This is a genomic window from Dendronalium sp. ChiSLP03b, assembly GCF_034531165.2.
Classification (GTDB): domain Bacteria; phylum Cyanobacteriota; class Cyanobacteriia; order Cyanobacteriales; family Nostocaceae; genus Dendronalium; species Dendronalium minutum.
Map to the genome: position 1 here is coordinate 27,836 of NZ_JAVRBR020000041.1, position 20,265 is coordinate 48,100.

General features: G+C 43.6%; 17 protein-coding genes. 5 read left to right on the top strand and 12 right to left on the bottom strand.

Annotation, left to right across the window (positions count from 1 at the left end):
- Positions 1-104: 104 nt before the first annotated feature.
- A complete protein-coding gene (locus RMY31_RS09700) occupies positions 105-3,173 on the bottom strand; it encodes a pentapeptide repeat-containing protein (RefSeq protein WP_322664729.1) in 3,069 nt (1,022 codons plus the stop codon).
- Between the two features lie 177 nt (positions 3,174-3,350).
- On the opposite strand from RMY31_RS09700, the gene RMY31_RS09705 reads away from it, so the two are divergent.
- Together RMY31_RS09705 and RMY31_RS09710 are read left to right on the top strand one after the other, a co-directional pair.
- Positions 3,351-5,315 carry a DUF3685 domain-containing protein gene (locus tag RMY31_RS09705; protein ID WP_322664742.1) on the top strand — a complete coding sequence of 655 codons (1,965 nt, stop codon included), beginning with the start codon at positions 3,351-3,353 and terminating at the stop codon, positions 5,313-5,315.
- Positions 5,316-5,360: 45 nt separating this feature from the next.
- Positions 5,361-6,089: a phosphatidate cytidylyltransferase gene (locus RMY31_RS09710; RefSeq protein ID WP_322664731.1), complete on the top strand. Its 729-nt coding sequence runs from the start codon at positions 5,361-5,363 to the stop codon at positions 6,087-6,089.
- Between the two features lie 15 nt (positions 6,090-6,104).
- On the opposite strand, the gene RMY31_RS09715 is transcribed toward RMY31_RS09710, so the two are convergent.
- The 8 genes from RMY31_RS09715 to RMY31_RS09750 all read right to left on the bottom strand — a co-directional run bounded on the left by RMY31_RS09715 (position 6,105) and on the right by RMY31_RS09750 (position 15,273).
- Positions 6,105-7,556, bottom strand: coding sequence for an NAD(P)/FAD-dependent oxidoreductase (locus RMY31_RS09715; RefSeq protein WP_322664732.1), 1,452 nt, complete (start codon positions 7,554-7,556; stop codon positions 6,105-6,107).
- A 72-nt stretch (positions 7,557-7,628) separates the two neighbouring features.
- Complete coding sequence (gene cobD, locus RMY31_RS09720; RefSeq protein ID WP_322664734.1) at positions 7,629-8,816, bottom strand: threonine-phosphate decarboxylase CobD; 1,188 nt, start codon at positions 8,814-8,816, stop codon at positions 7,629-7,631.
- A 23-nt stretch (positions 8,817-8,839) separates the two neighbouring features.
- Positions 8,840-9,124 (bottom strand): HU family DNA-binding protein, encoded by a 285-nt coding sequence (locus RMY31_RS09725; protein ID WP_015111786.1) that lies wholly within the window; start codon positions 9,122-9,124, stop codon positions 8,840-8,842.
- Between the two features lie 750 nt (positions 9,125-9,874).
- Complete coding sequence (locus RMY31_RS09730) at positions 9,875-12,289, bottom strand: AMIN domain-containing protein (RefSeq protein ID WP_322662566.1); 2,415 nt, start codon at positions 12,287-12,289, stop codon at positions 9,875-9,877.
- A gap of 53 nt (positions 12,290-12,342) precedes the next feature.
- Positions 12,343-12,627: a hypothetical protein gene (locus tag RMY31_RS09735; protein WP_322662567.1), complete on the bottom strand. Its 285-nt coding sequence runs from the start codon at positions 12,625-12,627 to the stop codon at positions 12,343-12,345.
- A gap of 30 nt (positions 12,628-12,657) precedes the next feature.
- Positions 12,658-13,395 (bottom strand): pilus assembly protein PilO, encoded by a 738-nt coding sequence (locus RMY31_RS09740; protein ID WP_322662569.1) that lies wholly within the window; start codon positions 13,393-13,395, stop codon positions 12,658-12,660.
- Positions 13,392-14,162 carry a PilN domain-containing protein gene (locus RMY31_RS09745; RefSeq protein WP_322662572.1) on the bottom strand — a complete coding sequence of 257 codons (771 nt, stop codon included), beginning with the start codon at positions 14,160-14,162 and terminating at the stop codon, positions 13,392-13,394. Before RMY31_RS09745 ends, RMY31_RS09740 begins: the two co-directional genes overlap by 4 nt.
- Positions 14,163-14,166: 4 nt before the next feature.
- Complete coding sequence (locus RMY31_RS09750; protein ID WP_322662574.1) at positions 14,167-15,273, bottom strand: type IV pilus biogenesis protein PilM; 1,107 nt, start codon at positions 15,271-15,273, stop codon at positions 14,167-14,169.
- 148 nt (positions 15,274-15,421) lie between these two features.
- Between RMY31_RS09750 and RMY31_RS09755 the strand changes: the two genes are divergently transcribed.
- Positions 15,422-16,696, top strand: coding sequence for a sugar ABC transporter substrate-binding protein (locus RMY31_RS09755; RefSeq protein WP_322662576.1), 1,275 nt, complete (start codon positions 15,422-15,424; stop codon positions 16,694-16,696).
- A 42-nt stretch (positions 16,697-16,738) separates the two neighbouring features.
- On the opposite strand, the gene RMY31_RS09760 is transcribed toward RMY31_RS09755, so the two are convergent.
- The 3 genes from RMY31_RS09760 to RMY31_RS09770 all read right to left on the bottom strand — a co-directional run bounded on the left by RMY31_RS09760 (position 16,739) and on the right by RMY31_RS09770 (position 19,331).
- Complete coding sequence (locus RMY31_RS09760) at positions 16,739-18,004, bottom strand: folylpolyglutamate synthase/dihydrofolate synthase family protein (protein ID WP_322662578.1); 1,266 nt, start codon at positions 18,002-18,004, stop codon at positions 16,739-16,741.
- A gap of 493 nt (positions 18,005-18,497) precedes the next feature.
- Positions 18,498-18,626, bottom strand: a complete 129-nt coding sequence (locus tag RMY31_RS09765) for a photosystem II protein Y (RefSeq protein WP_322662580.1) — start codon at positions 18,624-18,626, stop codon at positions 18,498-18,500.
- A gap of 183 nt (positions 18,627-18,809) precedes the next feature.
- Positions 18,810-19,331, bottom strand: coding sequence for a gamma carbonic anhydrase family protein (locus tag RMY31_RS09770; RefSeq protein ID WP_322662581.1), 522 nt, complete (start codon positions 19,329-19,331; stop codon positions 18,810-18,812).
- A gap of 76 nt (positions 19,332-19,407) precedes the next feature.
- On the opposite strand from RMY31_RS09770, the gene RMY31_RS09775 reads away from it, so the two are divergent.
- Both RMY31_RS09775 and RMY31_RS09780 read left to right on the top strand, forming a co-directional pair.
- On the top strand, positions 19,408-19,572 hold the full coding sequence (locus RMY31_RS09775; RefSeq protein WP_322662583.1) for a hypothetical protein: 165 nt from the start codon (positions 19,408-19,410) through the stop codon (positions 19,570-19,572).
- Positions 19,569-20,081, top strand: a complete 513-nt coding sequence (locus RMY31_RS09780) for a TIGR02652 family protein (protein WP_322662586.1) — start codon at positions 19,569-19,571, stop codon at positions 20,079-20,081. Before RMY31_RS09775 ends, RMY31_RS09780 begins: the two co-directional genes overlap by 4 nt.
- Positions 20,082-20,265 lie beyond the last annotated feature (184 nt).

Consider the following 20,265-nt stretch of genomic DNA (forward strand, 5'->3'; position numbering starts at 1 on the left):
CGCTATCGCTAACGCTGCGCTAACGTCAGTTATTCATGGGGGAAACCCCCATCGCTTTTAGCGTCTCCCCTTGGGAGAAGACCACACTGACTCACAACCAACAACTATTCATCACCATAATCACCAGGATTAACACCAAAAACTGTCTCATCCTCAGGCTCATCATCGTATAAGTCTATTGGCGAAATCGGTTCACCTTCTAAACTTTCAATTAAACTCATCTTGGAAGTATTGTTAACCCAAACGTCTGTGTTGACTGTAGCATTATCAATACTTAGGAGAGATTGCTGCGACAGCAAACTTTTCAGGGTTTGGAACTGCTCTAAAGAAAACAAAGCACCATTGAAGGTAGCAATTTCTCTATCAGCCTCAGAGAGTATGGCATCGCATAAGCAGGCGTTGGTAAGATTAGCAGTTTGAAGATTTACTTTGGTGAGATTAGCGCCAGTCAAGTTAGCACCGATGAGGTTAGCATCAGTCAGGTTAGCACCAACGAGATTAGCGCCAGTCAAGTTAGCACCGACGAAGTTAGCACCAGTCAGGTTAGCACCTGCTAAATTTGCTCCCATCAACGCTGCATCTGATAAATTAGTCTGCTCAAGATTTGCCCCAGTTAACGTTACTTGCGACAAAGTGGCTCTTGAGAGGTTGAGTCCAGCTAAAGATTGGGATTGTATTCGCTTTGTGAAAGTAGTATTTGATAAAACTGCTGCTCTACCAATTAGTACCAGCATGGCTTCTGGATAAAACTCTGCCACGCTGGTTGGATCGCCGCAAGGGCAAAACGGAACTTTTATTTCCCGGTAGCAAGCACTAAGTAATAAAAATATGTTCACTCCTACATTGGCATTTACCTGCTCAACATTCATAGGGTTTTGCAGCGCGTGCAAATTAGTTAAGGCTTTGTGTGCTATCCCTTCATCCAACCAACGACCTTGACAGTAGTCACGCCAGAAAGACTCAAGACGTTGCAATAAAATTTTCCAAGAATCACTTTTTTGCTTACGGCGTAACGTTGCGATCGCCAGTTCTTCAATTTCCTGACTGAGAATACCGTAACCGAGTAAATTGTAGAGGTGTTGGGCAACGCTATTGGGTTCGAGGATAAAAGTAAACGTTCCGTAGGTATCTTCTTGGCATTGAGTCAGAGTTTGTAATTGAGCGGCAATAGCTTCAGCACAGAGGTATTTTCCCAATTTGGGGTGAGAGAATTCTGTCTTGAGTGGGGAGTGGGGAGTAGAGAAACTTTTGAAATAGAAAGTTGGTAGAGTATTTGATTCTTCAAGCAAAATAACTTGATGGCGATCGCTGTGCAAAATTTGCAGGGCGATTGTTTGCATTTGCTCAATTAAGTCTTGGGGATGGCGACCAGAAAGCAGATTTGCGATCGCCTCTTGAGTACGATGGATATGAGCCGACCCCGACCGCAGTAGCATTGCCTTAATGCCGTCAGTTAAGGGATAGCCCAATAACCATCGGCTCAAGCGATGGTAAATTTCCCATAGTAAAGGAGAACTAGTATTTTGTTGACTATTAGCGGCTAATTGCAATATCTCATCATCTAGTAGTCCGTCACGGTGTAAAACACCTAACAGATAAAGCATCAGAGGTTGACGGACAAGTACAGAAAGTTCCAATAACTTAGGTTTGCTAGCAAATAACCCTGCTTGTTTTAAGAATGTAAAGAAATTTTGAGCAATGGGTAATGATTGTACTGTTGCCCACTGTTGAAACCATTGCTTTAGCTGTTCTGCCTCCAATGGCTGGATGACAGCTCGTCGTAATTGCAGCGGTATCTCTAGGAAAATTTCTTGTAAAGTCGTTGTTCGACTTGTTAACACAATCTTATGTCGCCGCTCAGACTGAAATTTAAGTAACTGCTGAATAAAAATTGCTTTTGCTCTTTTGCCCTGACTAGAGGGGGGTAGTTCATCCAAACCATCGAGTAACAATAGACATTGAGGATGGTCTTGCTCTAGCCAATTACTTAAGTTGATATCAAAATTTCCTGGAAAACCAGAATTCAAAGTTTCTACTAAAGTGCTGCCGTACTTAACATCTCGCAGTCGAATTATAATTGGCATCCAAGTAGGGTAAAGTTCTCGCGCCAACTGTGCTGCCCAGATTTGGCAGAAACTGGTTTTACCACCACCAGGTTCTGACTCAATGACAGCAACAGTTTCTAAATCAGCTAATTGTTGCTGTGCCCATGTCCCTAAATCCATTGGTGAGGCAGTTTTTTTATCTGCCTTGGCACTACTTTCCTCTATTGGTAATCCACTCAGAGGAACATAGATATCCTTGAGGGCAAATGACTCCATCAGCAACGGCGTACTGAGAATTTGTAGCAAACTAGCTCGATGCTTTTGCCGATACAAGTCAATTTTGTCGCCTACCTTCTCAGCAAAAGATATTCCTACCAGTCCAGCTTCTGGGTTATCGATATTACTAGCAGCGAAGTTGGTAGGTAATAAATTTCCTACCCGGAAAAATTTTTGTAGTTGAGCTAAAGGTGGAGCATTTTGAGCAATAACTATCAGCACGTGTCCCGTAAGTGCGTGTGCCAAACGCTGCGTTAACAGTTTAGCTTCCAGTTCTTCAGCACCATTGGCAACAAACCAAGCGACAGTAGCATTGTTCATCTGTTGCACTAGTAATGAGTCCGCTACCAAACTAAGTGCTTGTTCGGCTTGAGTGTCAGTTAGTTTACCTGGACTGAGAGTTTTCAATAGCCCATGCAGTTGAGCATCTGGGAGAATGAGTTTGCCGACTCCCTCTTTAACTATTTTTGGTTGCAAGGGTATCATGGCCCGGTTTAACCAAGGTCTTTGCAGATGTTCTTCCTGGTCTAGAACTTGCCGCAAAGCTTGCAGATAGGCGATTTGAAACGCCAGCCATGTACCTTCGTTGCGTTTTAAGGCTTTTTTTTGGCTGAGACTACGTAATAAACTTTCGGTCAGTGAAGCAATTATAGGAATTTCTTCGCCAACAATACTTAAGGGTAGTTCTAAGACTTCTGCTAGGGTACAGATGTCGAACGGCATGAGGCTTTTGACTTCCATATCCTGAGCAATACGGTAGGCAATACCTGCCAATTGCCCAGATGAGAACCCACTGATTTGATTGATTTCGATATGGCGTTCTGCCAACCAATGCCGAATACTCAAGTTCATTTAATTACATGATAAATACCTGCCTATGGCAATTATCATCCATTTATTAGTTCACGAAAACAGGTAACAATAAGGAGGACTATGCTTAAGAACTGACAAATAAAAATATCCCATTGTAATTGTTGATTGATGGCTGTAAACAACTTCAAGCGGGATACTCATGTATTTAAGCTGACTATGAGCGATCGCCCTTTAAAATTATTGTTAATTGACCAAGACCCCATCTTCCGGCTAGGACTACGGGTAGCCTTAGAAGAAAATCCTAATTTACAAGTGCTATCAGAAGCACAAACAGATACTGCGGCTTTGCAGATACTAGCGGAACTCGCCCAGCAAGACCTTAATCAAGTAAATTTGGTGGTTTTGGAATTAGGTAATAGTCGCTCCACTTCCAGCCAGCAGCAAGGTTTACAATTATGTCGGCAACTGAAAGCTTTGTACCCTAAACTACCTATTTTTCTCCTCAGTTCGGTTCAAGAGCCAGGAGTGCTTTTAGCAGCAAAAGCTACAGGTCTAGAAGGCTACTGTCCTAAAGGCACTCCCGTTTCCGAACTAGTGGCTGCTATCGAAGAAGTAGCAGCTGGCGGTTCCCATTGGTCTAGCGAAAGCGGTGCAGGGGAGCAGAGGGGCCGAGGAGCAGAGGGGCAGGGGAGCAGAGGGGCAGAGGGGCAGGGGAGCAGAGGGGCAGGGGAGCAGAGGGAGAATTCAGCACTCAACACTCAGCGAAAAGTTGCAAGGAGGAGCCAGTCTGTTGCGGGGGTTCCCCCCGTTAAAGGAACTGGCGTGGTTCCCCTCCGAGCAAACTTCGGTGACTCAGTACGGGCTAAACACCCCGCTATCGCTAACAGCACTCAGCACTCACCTCTCCCTTTTGCTAAGCTGCGGCAAAATTGGCGTTTGTCAGGAGTTGGTCATATTAATGCTGCCCTAGAGTCAGTAACCGCACAATTAAAAATCCCTGGATTACCACTGCTAGATCGAGCAGTTCTAGCTGGACAGCGACGAGAACTGCTGGCAGCTCGTTGGCTGCTCAATCGTTTGTTGCTATTACCACAAGAAAGACAACAGGAACAGCAGCAATTCATCGCTTCTAGTCAACAACTTCCTGTAATTCCCCCATTGAGTAGTGTTGTTGACCAGCCAACTGCATCATTTCTACTTAGCCCAAGAGCGCTGCAAGCTGCCTTGTTTTCAACTTGTGTTACTAAACTGCAATTACCTTTACAAAATCTGACAGATGAACCCTTGGAAATTGACATCCTTCGTGAAGAAAAAAAAAGGGAATTACTTTATCTAATTCTGCAAAAACTTGCTCAACAGTTAGATGAACTGCGTATTGCTCAAATCACAATTAATCAATTAGACGATTTAAAACCGACCATATTACTTGATTTATGGCAAGCAACAATTATAGATTTTTTTGGAAAATTTTCTCGTGTGCCTTTAGGCAAGCAGAATATAGAAGTTGTCAAGGTATTGCTGCAAAATCCTGAAGTTGTGCAACAAGAGATTTTAAACAGAATTCCTTTACTTGTTGACTTATTGTCTTATCTACTATTTCAAACAGATTTATATATTGATAATACCTATTATTTATCTGGTAGTACTGAAGCTAAGTCGCAAGCAGAAAATCTACTAGAAAATTTGTTGATTCTAGTAGCGAATGCTGTAATGCAGCCTATACTAAATTATCTAGCAGATGTAGAAGCAATTAAGCAAAATTTTTACAGCCGGAAATTAATTTCTACACGAGACATCGAACGCTTTAGAAATGATTTATCATGGAAATACCGTTTGAATAATTATGCAAAAGAAGCCCAAAGAATTTTTGAAAGTCGCTATGAACTATTTGTATTAGCATCTCGCGGTATTGCCAAAATTTCAATTTATGCTCCCCGTCGTCAGGAATTAGCGCAGCTTTCTGGAATTCCCCTATTAGTAACGCTGATAATTGAATTTCGAGATGCGATCGCCCCGCGTCTGCGATCGTTATTATCTTTTGTAGGAAGTGGTATTGTCTTCGTTCTCACCCAAGTAATTGGTCGTGGTCTGGGTTTAATTGGTCGTGGTATTCTTCAAGGTATTGGCAGTGTATCGTTACAAGAAAAAAACTTCAAACGCAACGATGAACGACCAAAATGATAGCAGGGGGAGTAGAGAATAAATAATAAATAACTATTGACTAATGTGACTAATAGCAATTTTATTGGGCTTGCAGCCTCCTATACATACGCTATCAGTCTACTTATCCTTGGCGAGGGACTACGTAGGCTGTTTGGTGTCAAACCAGAACTGACCCGCAAAGTTATCCATATTGGTGCAGGAATGTGGGTTTTCGGCGTACTGCTACTGTTTAAACATTGGGAAATCGGTATTCTGCCCTTTGCTACATTTATCGGACTCAACTATTTGTTCTACCGCTACCGAGTTATAAGCGCAATGGACACTGAAGATAGTTCGCCGGGAACTGTCTATTTTGCTATTTCTGTGACGTTGCTATTCGGGTTACTGTGGCGACCAGACAGCCCGGTAGATAATGCTCCCATAGCCGTGGCTGGGGTAATGGCGATGACTTGGGGAGATGCCTTGGCAGCACTAATTGGCAGGCGTTTTGGGCAGCATAAATACCAAGTGGGAAATTCTGTGCGTTCCTGGGAAGGTTCGGTGGTCATGTTCCTGACCAGTACGGTGGCGATATTCCTAGTGTTGCTATTATTGCCTAGTTCGTTACTCAGCCCCCTATCAGTTTCCATAGGTGCAGGACGGGCGTTTTTAACAGCTTTAGTCAGTGCAACTTTTGCGACTTTAGCTGAGGCTGTCTCGCCCCATGGTACGGATAATCTCAGTGTGCCTTTGGTAGCGGCAGGAGTCGCCTGGATAGTAATGCAGGGTTTGTCCTTAGTCATTAGCTACTGACCACTAACCACTGACTCACAAATTCCAATTACGGCGGAAATGGAAGAAGCCTTCGAGAAAATCTTGTAAAGCATTATTGCTTAACCTATGCTTACTCCATTCTTGTGCTGTTTGTTCAAGAATTTCCGAGTAACTGGGATAAACAGCAGATAAATTTGCTAGATGCTTGACTGGAATTTTTTGGGACATAGCAAGAGCAATAAGATTAATTAATTCTCTAGCTTCTGTCCCCAACACAGTAGCTCCTAAAATTTCTCCATTTCTTAGCACAATTAATTTACAAATACCTGTAGTATCGCCCCGCAGTTGGGCAATTGTGGCTGATTTATAATACTGCCGCAATACTAAAACCTCATTTCGACTAAATCGGCGTTTTGCCTGTGCTTCTGTCAAACCCACTTGCGCCAACATCGGGTCAGAAAATATCGCCCAAGGAATACACTGATAATTGACTGGGAACCTAGGGAAAAAGAGTGCATTTTTCAAAGCGATTTTGGCTTCGTAATTAGCAACATTACCGAAGTCATAACCACCTATCACATCACCACAAGCGTAAATACGGCGGTTAGTAGTTTGCAATTTATCATTTACAACTAGCCTACGCCGCTGCCATTTCACTCCTACGGCTGCCAAATTTAAAGATTCAATATTAGGCTGCTGTCCTATTGCCACTAAAATTTCATCAGTTTCAATTGCCTTATCTGCTGCCTGAATCCACTTTTTATCTTCGATTCGCATCGCCTGAGTTACTGGGGTTTGCGTAAGCACGCGTATACCATCGACTTCCAACTGTGCTTGAAGCAGTTGGGCTATCTCTGAGTCAATGTACGGCAAAATAGAGCTATGCTTGACTACTAGCGTGACGCTGCAACTCAAGCGTGCTAGAGTTTGAGCTATTTCAATACTTTGGGGCACACCGCCGATAATTACCCAATTTTTCGGTAGTGTCGATTTTTTAAGGGACTGCCAAATATTAGATAAGGTCAGATAACCAGTAGTTTGCAATCCATTAATCTCCGGAATTGCTGGATGGGAACCACTAGCCAGTAAATAAGTGCGACCACGCAGTAGACGATTATTAACGGTAAATGCCAGATGGGGTGAAGATTGAAATTGACCCTTGCCAAAAATCACATCGACCCCTTGCGCGGCTAGGATAGCAGGAGAATTCTGTTCTTGGATATTTGAGACGATGCCGTGAGTATACTGCATTGTCTCTTGCCATGCTATGGATATTTGGCATTTGTCTGAGGTATTAGCTTGTGTAGCATGAATACCAAAATTAACTGCATCACTTAAACCTTGAGTGAGTTTGCCGATTTCGCTCATAGTCTGGTGATGAATAAACCCATAATTTACTTGGGATTCCACTAAGGCAACCGTAGCGTGTAGTTGGGTTGCAGCTAAGGCAGCGTAGCGTCCGGTAAGACTGCCACCAATAATCACGACATCGTAATCAGTAGTCATTAGTTCAGTTGTCAGTTGTCAGTTGCCAGTTGTCAGTAGCAAATAAGAAACAACTGACAACTGACACAAAACTTAGCATTCAGCAGCGCCACTTGCGACAACGGAGGGAACCTCCGCAACGCAGTGGCTCCTCAGCACTTGTATTAAGCGCTGATTATCAGACTCAGAACGCACAGCAACTCGGAAAAAGCGATCGCCTAGTTCTTTAAAACTAAGGCAATCACGAATTAAAATCTGGTGATGTTGAAGTAATTGTTGCTGCAACTGAGAACTCGACTGTTGTGACTCAACGAGTAAAAAGTTAGCAGCACTTTCTTGAGGCTGCAATCCTGAGATGGCGGCTAAACCCGCAAAGAGTTGGTTTCGTGCAGGTGGTAGCCATTTCCAGGTTTGCTCTTGAAATTCCCGATCCTGGAGTGCAGCAACTGCCGCCGCTGCCGCCAAGGTGTTTACAGGCCAAGGATCGCGCCACAACTGCCATATAGCAAGGCGGTCGGGGTGGGCGATCGCATATCCTAGTCTTAGTCCCGGAAGACTGTAAAATTTCGTCAGCGATCGCAATACTACTAAATTCGCATATTTCTGCACCACCGGAATCAGGCTTTGTTCCTCATCAGGATGCAAAAAGTCCATAAAGGCTTCATCCACCACTACTAAAGCAAACTGCTCCAGGTAAGGCAAAATTGCCTCTCGCGAAAATAGTTTTCCCGTCGGGTTGTGGGGATTATTCAACAATAATCCGCTCTTTTCGGGTTTGGGGAGCAGAGGGCAAGAGGGGCAGAGGGGCAGGGGGGAATTTTCTTCGATTGTTACCCCTTGTCTCCTTTGTCCTTCTTGTCCCCTTGTCTCCGTGTCCCCCTTATCTCCTTGTCCCCTCAAATCTAGGGGAAACTCCAGTACTTTAACGTTGTACGCTGCCAGGGTACGGTAGTAATCGCCAAAGGCTGGAGTGATTAACGTTGTTGCAGCTAATTTTGCTAATTCCTTACCCGCTAAAGTCAGTAATTCTGCTGAGCCGTTTCCAGGCAGAATCCACTCAGGCGGCAATTGATGGAAGTGACTGAGAGCAAGTCTCAGTTCACTGTAATCTGGATCTGGATAGTGCCTAAGATTACCAATTTGGGACTGAATAGCAGCGATCGCGCTGTTAGGCGGCCCCAATGGGCTAATGCTGGCAGAAAAATCCAGAATAGCCTCAGGGGGACAGCCAGCCAGTGCTGCTGCCCAGGCTAAATTTCCCCCATGAGCTGGTTGCTGCATCAAAAGTTTCCCTAAGACAGAACCTAGGATTTTGGGGGTGCTACCCTTTCCCTAAAAAGCTTACCAGCCGAGAAGGCAGGAACCTTAGTCGCTGGAATTTCCATCTTTTCATTGGTCTTGGGGTTACGACCTTCACGGGCTTTACGTTCCCGTGACTCAAAGGAGCCGAATCCTACCAACGTTACTTTATCGCCAGAAGAGACAGCTTCAATAATCGTTTCCAAAGCGGCTGTTAACACTGCATCCGCTTGTTTTTTGGTAACACTAGCCTTTTCAGCTACGGCATCAACCAATTCACCTTTGTTCATGTCAAACTCCTTCAGGTTTACTTGAGATTCTTTACGGATGCATCATGGTACATCCTTACTGAAATCTCTGTTGAGAGAAATACAAAAGTCGTCCTTTGGGAGTACTTATACTCAAAACGGCTGTAAATCCCATCGGCTCGACTTTTCAATGAATCATTCTAAGGTGTTGTAGCCTGAAGTGGATATATGAAACCATTAATTTATATAGATTTCAGGATTTTTTGTAGTTTTTTGGTGATTGTTGCACTCAAAACCACCACTAAAGTAGGAAAAAATACTTAGTAAATACCCCTGTTGCTAGGTTAACAAAGAGCAGAGAACTAGTAGTCAAAAGATAAAAGTCAAAAGTCAAAAGAAGATTTGATAAGTTTTACTTTTGTATTAGATGTTTGATTTCAACGTCTAATTATGAATACTAGCTCTACAAGTGATGTTAAACGACAAGCCCTACTCTTCGAGAACACCTGACAATGAAATCAATCCGCAAATACCCATTAGACCTCTTGCATAAATCCTTAAAGTGTCATATCAAGCAAAGCGACACATTGGGTAAGATTCTTCACTACACTACGTTTCGTTCAGAATGACATTCCTAATTTCTTGACTTTTGCAAGAGGTCTATTATTTTGTTGTGTAGCAATTAAAAAAAGCACCACAAAGCTGTTGAGCTAGTGGCTTGTTTTATAAGTACAACTGTAGTACTAAGTAATAATAAAGCAGGAAAATTGATGTCTTCGCCTGCTTAGCAGCTTATCGTTTGGGTGTGTTCAACCCACGACGCTCAAGGATTTGCCGTACCTCTGGGCTGGGGTTGTAATTATAGCCATAGGAAGAATTTTCAGAATCATCCATAATTTGAGGTGTCAAAAGCACAATCACCTCATTGCGCTGATTGGATCTGTTTGTTTTTCTAAATAGCGAACCAATCAGTGGAAGATCGCCCAAAATAGGTATCTTAGAGACACTCGTCCGGTCTTGGTCTTGAATGATACCTGAAAGAATTAGCGTCTGACCATCTCGTAGGCGAATTAAGCCAGAAGTCAAAGAGCGTTCAGAGACTAAAATGATTTGTCCATTTCCTGTGTCAGTTGAACCTGATGGAGCGCTGATAGTGGGAGCAACTGACAGAGAAACGAAACCATTATCGTCAATCCGTTCAATTTTCACATTCAAGGTTAAGCCAACTTTTTGTTTCTCAAATGTTTTCTCTGTCCTAGAGCCACCAGAGTTATCAGTTGTTTGGAGGGTTATGTTTCCTACTACTTCTTGTGTTAGGTTGACAAGAGCTTGCTGACCTTCTTGCACAATTAATGTGGGGTCAGTCAAAATCTTGGCATTGCCACTTTGTACCTGAGCTTGCAAGCTGGCAAGAAGACGTTTAGGGAACTGATATAAACTTGGCAAAGATGTAGTAGCTGTGCCAAGAGTACCTTGTGTGACAGTGGTTGTACCATCAGCATTACGTGTAATAATATTATCAGTCGCTGGAGTGATACTAGAGAAACCTGGCTGTAGTGGGTTTCCAGTAGGTGCGACAGGCCTATAAAAGTTACCACTTCCTGGATTTGCAACTCTAGTGATGTTGCCGTTTGCGTCTACTACTACCGTACCTGGGCTAGTTCCTGCAATAGATACAGTGCTATTCGGGTCAACGAAGGGAGAGCCTGTAATTGGATTCGTAATAGTAGGTGTACTAGTCACACTATTTGCCACTTCAGAGCTAGTCGCAGGTCTAGAACCGCCAAAATTAAAAGATGCAGCACCGCTATCACTGGTAAAGAAGTTATTGCCAATCCCAAAAGAAAAGCTGGTGTTGTAGTCTTGAGTGTTCAACAAATTGACATCAATAATCTTCACGTTGACTGCTACTTGACGACGGCGGATGTCAAGCTGAGTTAGTTGAGCCATTGCAATCTCAATCAGCCTAGGAGGACCAATCAAGGTAACGGAATTGGTGCGCTCGTCTCCTAATGCTTGTAAACCTCTCAGTAATGGTTTTGAGTCTTGAAAGTCAGCTCGCTGAGTTTCTAATCTAGTTTCTGTAGTCGTCTGAGTTTGGGTAATGGGTGCAGCTCCAGTACCTACAGGCACAGCATTAACGCTAGTTACGAGTCGTTCGCGGCTGATAGCACTTTCTGCTCCCAGTCCTACCAAATAGTTCAGGGCGACTCCCACCGTTACTTGATTGAGTCGCAAGCTTCGCATACTCATATCACGAGTCGCATTGGGTAGTTTAGTGCCAACGAAAACCGTACGTCCACTACGGTTGGCTTCTAAACCACTCATTCGCAAGACATAGTTAAACACATCTTGCACTGGCTCATTTTCTATATCTAGGGAAATTGTCTGTCCGTCAGCTGCGGGAGTAACTTGCTGACCTCCTTGCCCTGCTGCTGCGCCTCCTATGTAAGCTAGATTCAAATTAGCAGCACGGGCAAGTAGTGACAAAACTTCACGCACTGGTGCATCTCGCAACACTAAACGGGGAACGCGCTCCTGAGTGCCCAAGTCAATCGTGCTAGGAGAAGCATCGGTAGTGGAAATGGCAATATCTCCTACTGGTGGGGCGACGGCTCTAGGCAAGAAAGGAGGAGCTTGGCTGAGAGGTTGACCTGGTCCGGCTGCCTGGGCAGGCTTGCCGTCAATTGTGACTTCTGGGTTAGGGACGAGAACATTTGGCTTTTGACCAGGTGGGACTGGCGTAGAAGCAGGTGGCGCTGTTGATGTTGGGGGAGTTGGTGCTGAGGCCGTAGTACCTGTTGATGGAGTAAAGCCAAGGGTAATACCGTTTTGCTGTCGTAACACAGGCTGACTATCAGGCGCATTGTTACTACCAGTTACCATAACCCGAACGCTATTGGCATCAAGCTGAACGATCTCAACAGAGGCAATTCCAGGAGCTGGGTTATCTTGGCGGAAATTATTGCCTTGTGGTAAACGTAGTTGAGTATTAATAATATCTGCAACTAAAGCCTTGCCTCTTTTTGTGGTGAAAACTTGCGGGCGATCGCCTGTGGAAGTTTTCAAAACAACGCTAATTCCACCATTAACTGGATTTAGCTTTACATCATTAATTTGAGTAGTCTGTGCCCACACCGGTTGAGCTGCCAAAAATGTCAAAGCGGCAGCACCCAATATTAAACTATTACCGTGAAGCTGTTTCACAGTTCATTCCTCACCTTATAAGACCTTGTTAATCAACAATTTTTGAGTAGTTGTCACTCAGTGCCGAGTGCTGTAGAAGCTTCTGTGGCTACTCTTCGAGAACGCCTAAAGGCGAACCCGCAGGGTGGAGCCACTGCATTGGGGAACCGCTGCGTTGCGCGGGTTTCCAAGGCACTCCGTTGGGGAGGCAGTACGTTGCGGAGGTTCCCTCCGTTGAAGTAACTGCCGTCAGCTTTGCCGACTTGTTCGCTCTTAGCGTTCCCGCAGGGTAGCAACGCCAGTTGCTGAGTAGGGAGAGTAGGGAGATGAGGAAGATGAGGTGGACAAGGGGAGAACAAGAAAATAATTCTGCCTTTTGCCTCTCGTCCTTACTTCTTAGGTACTGCTTTAGCAGCAGCAGCTTCCTCTGGGGTAAGTGGCATCAATGCCTGTAGTTGGAAGGATGTAGTAATCTGTGCAGGCCCTATCCGACGCGGATCTGGTGGAGCCAATGTCGATTGATAGTCTTTAACTATTAACAAAGGCTGTAAACGCTCTATATTACGAATAATCGATTGAGTTTGTTCATAATTTCCGACAATTTCAAGATTCACGCTACTGCGTTTTAGTTGACCGTTGACCAATGGTCCGAAAGAGCTATCAGTAATGATTTCTGCTTGCTGTGAAACTGGTACAAATTTCTGTAGTTTGGCTCTCACTGCATTGACAGTAGTTGGACTATTCCCAGATTCAACTAAACGATTCAGATCCAACAATAAAGTATCTAAGGTTTTCTCATTAGCAAATAAACCTAATACCTGGATTCTTTGTTGCTTTGCTCGATCTAGTTCTTCTTTTACCTTGGCAGCTTGTTTGATAGTGACTCTCTTTTGGTCAAGTTGTCCTTGCAGTTCGCTACTTTTTGCTTGCTGTTGCTGATAGTTTTCCCAAGCTGGCATCACCAAATTTAGCAATATGCAAAAAGCTCCAGCAATTCCTAATACTCCCGCTATAATGCCAATGATTTTGGGTGTAAAAGTAATGCCAAAAAGAGTGAGGTAGCCTGACGCTCCTGAATCTAATTCCCCTGCTTGTTCTGCAAAATTTAAATCATCACTCAGCGTCATTTTGTAATGACTCCTATTTGTTGCATACTGCGAATACGAGTCACTAGACCCACTGTGCCTTTTTGCTCTAACTCCCGCATTAACTCAGAAGCTGGAACATCACTCAGACTTGATTGAATAGTGTATCTAACAATTTGAGGTGGTTTGATTGGTACATTAGTAGTTACTCTCCCAGTGCTTGGTGGTATTGGTGCGTCTACTAAGTTTGCTGAAATAATTTTACTGTCTGAGGATTTCAAGAACCGAGACTGTTGTAGAGTCAGCAAGAAATCGTTGACATCATTGTATGAGCGAGCCAATCCGTTAATTTGTATTCCCCCAGCAGAATTATTCGGTGGTTTCCCTTCTGCTGTTGGAGTGGGTGGAGTTTGCTTAACGTTATCAATTTGTACTGTTGCTGGGATGCGATCGCGCAAATCTTGTAACATAGCCGACCAAGGACGAATCTGGTCAAACACACTGACTAAACTTTGTGTTTCTGCTTTAACTTTGCTCGTATCTTCTCGGATTTTGTTAATGCTTCCTATTTCTGCATCTAACTTTTTGTTCTCCCGATCTAGTTGTGCTATATTCTGCTCTAATTCACCATTTTTCACTTGCAAAAACCACCAACCAGTTGCCGCCAAACCTGGAAGACACACACTTAAAGCAACTCCTACATAGATGGGTGTTAAATTTCCAACTGGAAGTTTAATTCCTCCACTTTTGTTAGGCTTGTTCTGGTAAATTGGGCGGTCTTTAAGAAAGTTAATATCTAGACTGTACATTCTGCTACACCTCCCTCATGCCTAGACCAAGTACTATCCCCAAACCAGAGCGTCGTACCATGGGGTACTTTTCTGCATCAACTTCCAAGGACAAAGACCCAATTGGATCTATTTGGGTGGTTGGCAAACTCAACCGTTGAGTGAAAAACTCATCTAGTTGTTGCAGTCCGCCTCCTGGCCCAGCTAGAAAAATCTGCGCTACCTCCAAGTTTTCACTTTGATTCAGGTAAAAATCGATGGAACGACGTAGCTCATCTGTCAGTTCCCCTAAAACTCTCAACGCCGCTGCCATCCCAGGATTAATTTCAGTAACCCCAGTTTTTCCACCATCTATGGGAGTTGGAGTAATGACCAGTTCCTGTAACAGTTCCATATCCCGTGAGGTAGGTAAGCTCATTGCCCTTGCTAGAGCTGTTTCCAGTTGATATGTGCCAATAGGTACGGTACGCGAAAATTGCGGTACTCCATTAACGACGATGGCTATTTCTGTACTGTCGAACTCGATATCAACTAGTACTGCTGCTTCTTGTGGTCCAAATTGCCGCAGTTGATCGCGAATTGTCCGAATCAGAGCAAAACTGCTAATCTCTAATACGTCGATTTGCAATCCTGCCTGCTCAAACGTACTAATATATGTATCTGTTATCTCCTTACGGGTAGCAACCAATAGTACCTGTACTTTTTCAATGCCATCTTCATCTACAAAGTACCCAAGTTTCTGATAATCTACATCAGCTTCTTCACGAGGATAAGGCAAATACAAACCTGCTTCATGGTTTAACACCATCTCCCGCAGTTCTTTATCATCTAACTCAGCTGGCACAGGTATCAGACGTACAATCGAATCTCGTCCTGGTACACCAGTAGCAACACGAGAAACCTTGATTTTACTCTCAGCCAGTCCCTGCTGGATTAATTGCGCCATTGCTGGGGGGTCGGTAATTTGACCATCAGTAACAACGCCTTCTGGAACTGCTACTGATGTTAAGGATTCTAATTTCAAGCCTTGGCGCTGCTTGCGTAGCTGAACTATATTCACCCTTTCTGGTGCTAGTTCAATGCCCACCCCTTTATTAGATTTACCAAACAGACTATTGAAACTTTTCACCACAGTTGTGCCCGCCGGACTGCTAAATTGAAAATTTAAACTGTAGAGAAGCAATGTCTTGTATCTCTACTACTGGTAATTTATTTAGCCTATAATCTCGATAATTCTGCATAAGCTTTTCACTTTGATCAAGCGTAAAAACACTGGGAAAATGATTCAATTGCAAAAATTTAAAAAACTGGCTGCTTGGGCACTAATTGGCTTATTGAGTAGTTGGATGATAAGTTGCGGTTCAGGTCCAAAACCGACAGCAACAACTATTGAGTTTTGGACAATGCAACTCCAACCTCAATTTACTAATTATTTCCAAAGCCTAATTGCGACTTTTGAATCGCAGAATTCAGGTATAAAGGTTAACTGGGTGGATATACCTTGGTCTGCGATGGAGAACAAAATTTTAACAGCTGTCTCAGCAAATACGCCACCTGATGTAGTGAACCTCAATCCAGGTTTTGCTTCCCAACTTGCCGGACGAAATGCCTGGTTGGATTTGGATACAAAAGTCCCAAATGAAGTACGTTCCTCCTATCTACCGAATATCTGGAAAGCAAGTACGCTCAATGGCAAGAGTTTTGGAATTCCCTGGTATCTCACCACAAGGCTAACCATTTATAACACTGATTTATTAAAACAGGCAGGTATCACTAAAGCACCTGCCACCTACGGAGAACTGGCACAAGTAGCGCAACAAATTAAAGATAAGACTGGCAAATACGCCTTTTTTGTTACCTTTGTGCCACAAGATTCCGGTGAAGTGATGGAATCCTTGGTACAAATGGGAGTCACTCTAGTAGATAGCGAGGGAAAAGCAGCTTTTAATTCACCACAAGGTAAAGCAGCGTTTCAGTATTGGGTAGACCTGTACAAAAAAGGACTACTTCCGAAAGAAGCATTGACGCAAGGGCATCGTCACGCGATTGATTTATACCAAGCTGGAGAGACAGCGTTCCTAGCTTCTGGACCAGAGTTTCTCAAAACAATCGCCAATAATGCACCAAAAATCGCTCAAGCTTCTGCCATAGCACCTCAACTTACAGGTGATACAGGTAAGAAAAACGTTGCTGTGATGAACATAGTTGTCCCTCGTGAAACCAAGCAACCAGATGCAGCTGTTAAATTTGCTCTATTTGTCACTAATGATGAAAATCAGCTAGCTTTTGCTAAAGCTGCTAATGTCTTACCATCCACAGTTAAAGCACTGTCTGACACCTATTTCAAAGAGGTTTCAGCTACTGCTTCAACAGTAGAAAAGGCGCGAGTAATTAGTGCTACACAACTGCAACAAGCAGAGATATTAACTCCGACCTTGAAAGATTTCAAAAAACTACAAACGGCAGTTTATGATAATTTGCAAGCAGCAATGTTAGGGCAAAAAACTGTAGATAAAGCTGTAGAAGATGCAGCACAACAGTGGAACAATAGGTAATGTGTAATTCGTAATTCGTAATTAAAAATAAATAATTACGAATTACGAATTACATTGCTTGCTGGTTCCTAAAAAATGTCCTAATAAATAGAGAGAACCACACAAGACAACAAAATCCTCTGTTGACAAAAAGGCTGATTCTAGCGCTGAAAATAAATCTAGAAAAGCCTCGCAAAGGCTTAATTCTGGGCAAATATCGGCAGCTAGCTTTGCCAATTCAACTGGATTGGCTGAACTATGATCTGGTACTGGTACTAAATACAATCGGTCATTTGGTCGTAGTAAAGCTTTGAAAATATCTGCATGTTCTTTCGTGGAAAGCATTCCCATTACCCAATTTACTGTTTGGGTATTTAGTGTATCTACATAATCTCGTAATACTTGAGCTGCGGCTGGATTATGAGCGCCATCAATTAATAATTGTTGGTTTCTCCACTTAACCCATTGCATACGTCCCGGCCATTTAGTTTTTGCCATACCGTTGATAATAGCTGTTTCAGGAATCTGCCAACCTTGTTTTTGGAAAATTTCTAAAGCAGCTAAAGCTAAGGCCGAATTAGTTAATTGAATTTGTCCTTGTAAAGGCAAAGGATATCTAATTGATTGTGAATTTTCAATTTTTTGATATTCAGCCCATCCTGTTTGAATTTGACGTGCAGGCTGAGGCATAAAAATTGGGCATTCTAATTCTTGAATGCGCGATCGCACAACTTTTTGGGCATCTAGTGATAATGGACCAACTACAGCAGGACATCCGGGTTTAAGAATACCAGCTTTTTCTCTAGCAATATCAGCAACAGTAGGGCCAAGTTGTTGCCAGTGTTCGCGGCTGATGGAAGTAATAATACTAACTAAAGGCTGCGAACAGACATTGGTAGCATCCAAGCGCCCTCCCAGTCCAACTTCTACCACCGCCACATCAACTTGCTGTTGGGCAAAATACAACCAAGCAGCTGCGGTAATTACTTCAAATTGAGTTGGATACTCGTCATCAGGGCTTATAGCCGCTTGGACTTGTTGGAACAATTCACTCAATTCCTCTGAGGAAATTGGCTGTTCATTGAAATAAATCCGTTCTGTCCAGTCAATTAAATGGGGAGAAGTATAGCGTCCTGTGCGATAACCAGCTTCTGTAAGTACTGAGGAAAGATAGGCACAGACAGATCCTTTGCCATTAGTACCAGCGACATGAATTACTGGGACTTGGTAATGAGGATTACCGAGATTTGCCAAAAGTTTGACAATGCGATCGAGTCCCAGATGAACACCAAAGCGTTGAAATGATTGTAGTAAAGAATCGATATCCACAAAAGGATGATTGGGGATTGGGGAACTCGGGACCCCCTCTGGGGATTAGGGGTAATGGGGACTGGGAATTCTTTTTTACTATCCCACGCCGTGTGCAACTTTCTCTCAAACTTAATCCCTAACCCTTTCCCTGCTAGGAAAGGGGATACAAGAATCAAAGCCTCTCTCCTTTCAGGGGAGCCAGTTGCGTGGTAAGGCAGCGTGGTCTTGGGGGTTTCCCTCATGAACGACTGCCGTTAGCGAGTCTTCTCCCAAGGGGAGACGCTAAGAGCGATAGCGCAGCGAAGCGCGAGTCTTCTCCCAAGGGGAGACGCTACGCGAACGAGCGTCAAGGCTCTGCCGACTTGAGGAACTGGCGTGAGAGGTTTGGAGAGGGGTTTCATGAATAAGTCGCACATCGCGTTATCCCCTCTGTCTCATACGCTGTATCAATAAAACCGACTGCTCTGTAAAGATAAACAGTCGGTTAACAAGTGATGATATTAAGTTGAGTTTAGGCTTCTTTGTCCAAAAAGCCTTGAATTTGTCTTAAAGCAGCAGCACCAATATTAAACACAGCCCAGCCGGCAGCAATAGCGACTGGTGCTAAAACGACCACTACGCGGAAATCAATACCATCCATATCTAGAACCCCTCTTCAAAGAAGAAATTAAAGTTTTGTCAACTGTTCTCATTTTTATTTTTAGCTGAAGTGGACAATTTTTCCAGACCTATGTGTAAAGAAATTTAAAGTATTAGTAATTTGTCAGTAGTTATTCTCCTTGTCCTCAGTCCCCATTGCCCAGTGCCTCATCTCTAACTGGGGCTAACTAAAGCCAATATCAGTACCCTTGCCAGCATGAACCAAAGCTAACTTTTGGTAACGTTCGGCGTGTTCGAGCAGTTCTGCGGCTTCAGCATCTGTAACTTTACGTAACACTTTGCCAGGAATGCCGACTACAAGAGATAAAGAGGGTACATCCTTAGTTACGACTGCGCCAGCACCAATAATACTACCAGCACCCACTCGTACTCCGTCTAAAATCACCGCGCCAATGCCAATCAAACTGCCACGTTCAATGTAAGCGGAATGTACCACAGCGCGATGCCCTACGGTAACACGATCTTCTAAAATGGTTGGCATACCAGGATCGCCATGTAGAATTGCTCCATCCTGAATATTTGTGCATTCGCCAATATCAATGCGTTCTACATCTCCCCTAACTACGGCTCCATACCAAATGCTTACCCCTGCTGCTATGTTTACTGAACCGATAACAACAGCGTTGGCTGCAACGAAGGCTGCTTGAGAAAAATCGGGAGATGACCAGTAACAAGCAGTAGACACGATAGAATATGAATATGGTACCCAGGAACACTGGAGAAACTCCAACCTTTGAGGCTGGTTGCACAACCAGGATATCATGGTGTCAACCCTCTATATTGAGGAAGAGACTAGTGAAATTTGTTCCCGCCGTTACTTCGTGTCCTTGCTGCGGCGAGCAAGTTACCGAATGGTGGAGCCGAAGTGTAAAATCCCACTCACTGGTGCTGGTGAAGACGAAATTATGTTTGTACGCACTTCATGATGAATCCAGGCTTGCAGTACCCCATATTTGGCCCCGAAATTCAGTGCCCTCACTGTCGCCAGACTATTCCGGCATTGACATTAACAGATACTTATCTATGTCCACGTCATGGCGCGTTTGAAGCTAATCCTAAAACTGGAGAGCTGATTCATCTTCAGTCGGGCCGTCATTGGCGAAGGTGGAATAGTGAATGGTATAGGCAACATACTCATCCCGATGGCATTCGGTTTGAAATTCACGAAGCACTAGATAAGCTTTACACTCAAGGCTACCGAGCAACACGGGTAATCATTGCTAGACGCTATCAGGAATTGATGAGTGGTTATTTAGAACGCAGTACACCTTGGCGTTCTGGACAGCCGGAAACTACATCTGCGCGACTGTACGGCTTACCTGTGGAGTTTAGCTCCGACCCTTCAGAAGATCCCTGCTGGGAAGTGATTAATTTTGATTTGGAAAAAGAGCCTGGAGTCCCTGTGCGCTATCCCTATTTCAGATTATTTGAGTAGGTGAAGAGTTAGAACAGATTTATTTTATAAATCTAAAAACTTACAAGAGTACATATAAACTGCTTGGGTGACAAAGTTATAGGTTTTAGCTCCACACTACTTTGCATTGAAAAGCATTACCCTTCTTCTCATTAGTGGAGAGGGGTAATGTTTTTCTTGATTGTTAACTATGGTGAAATAAATA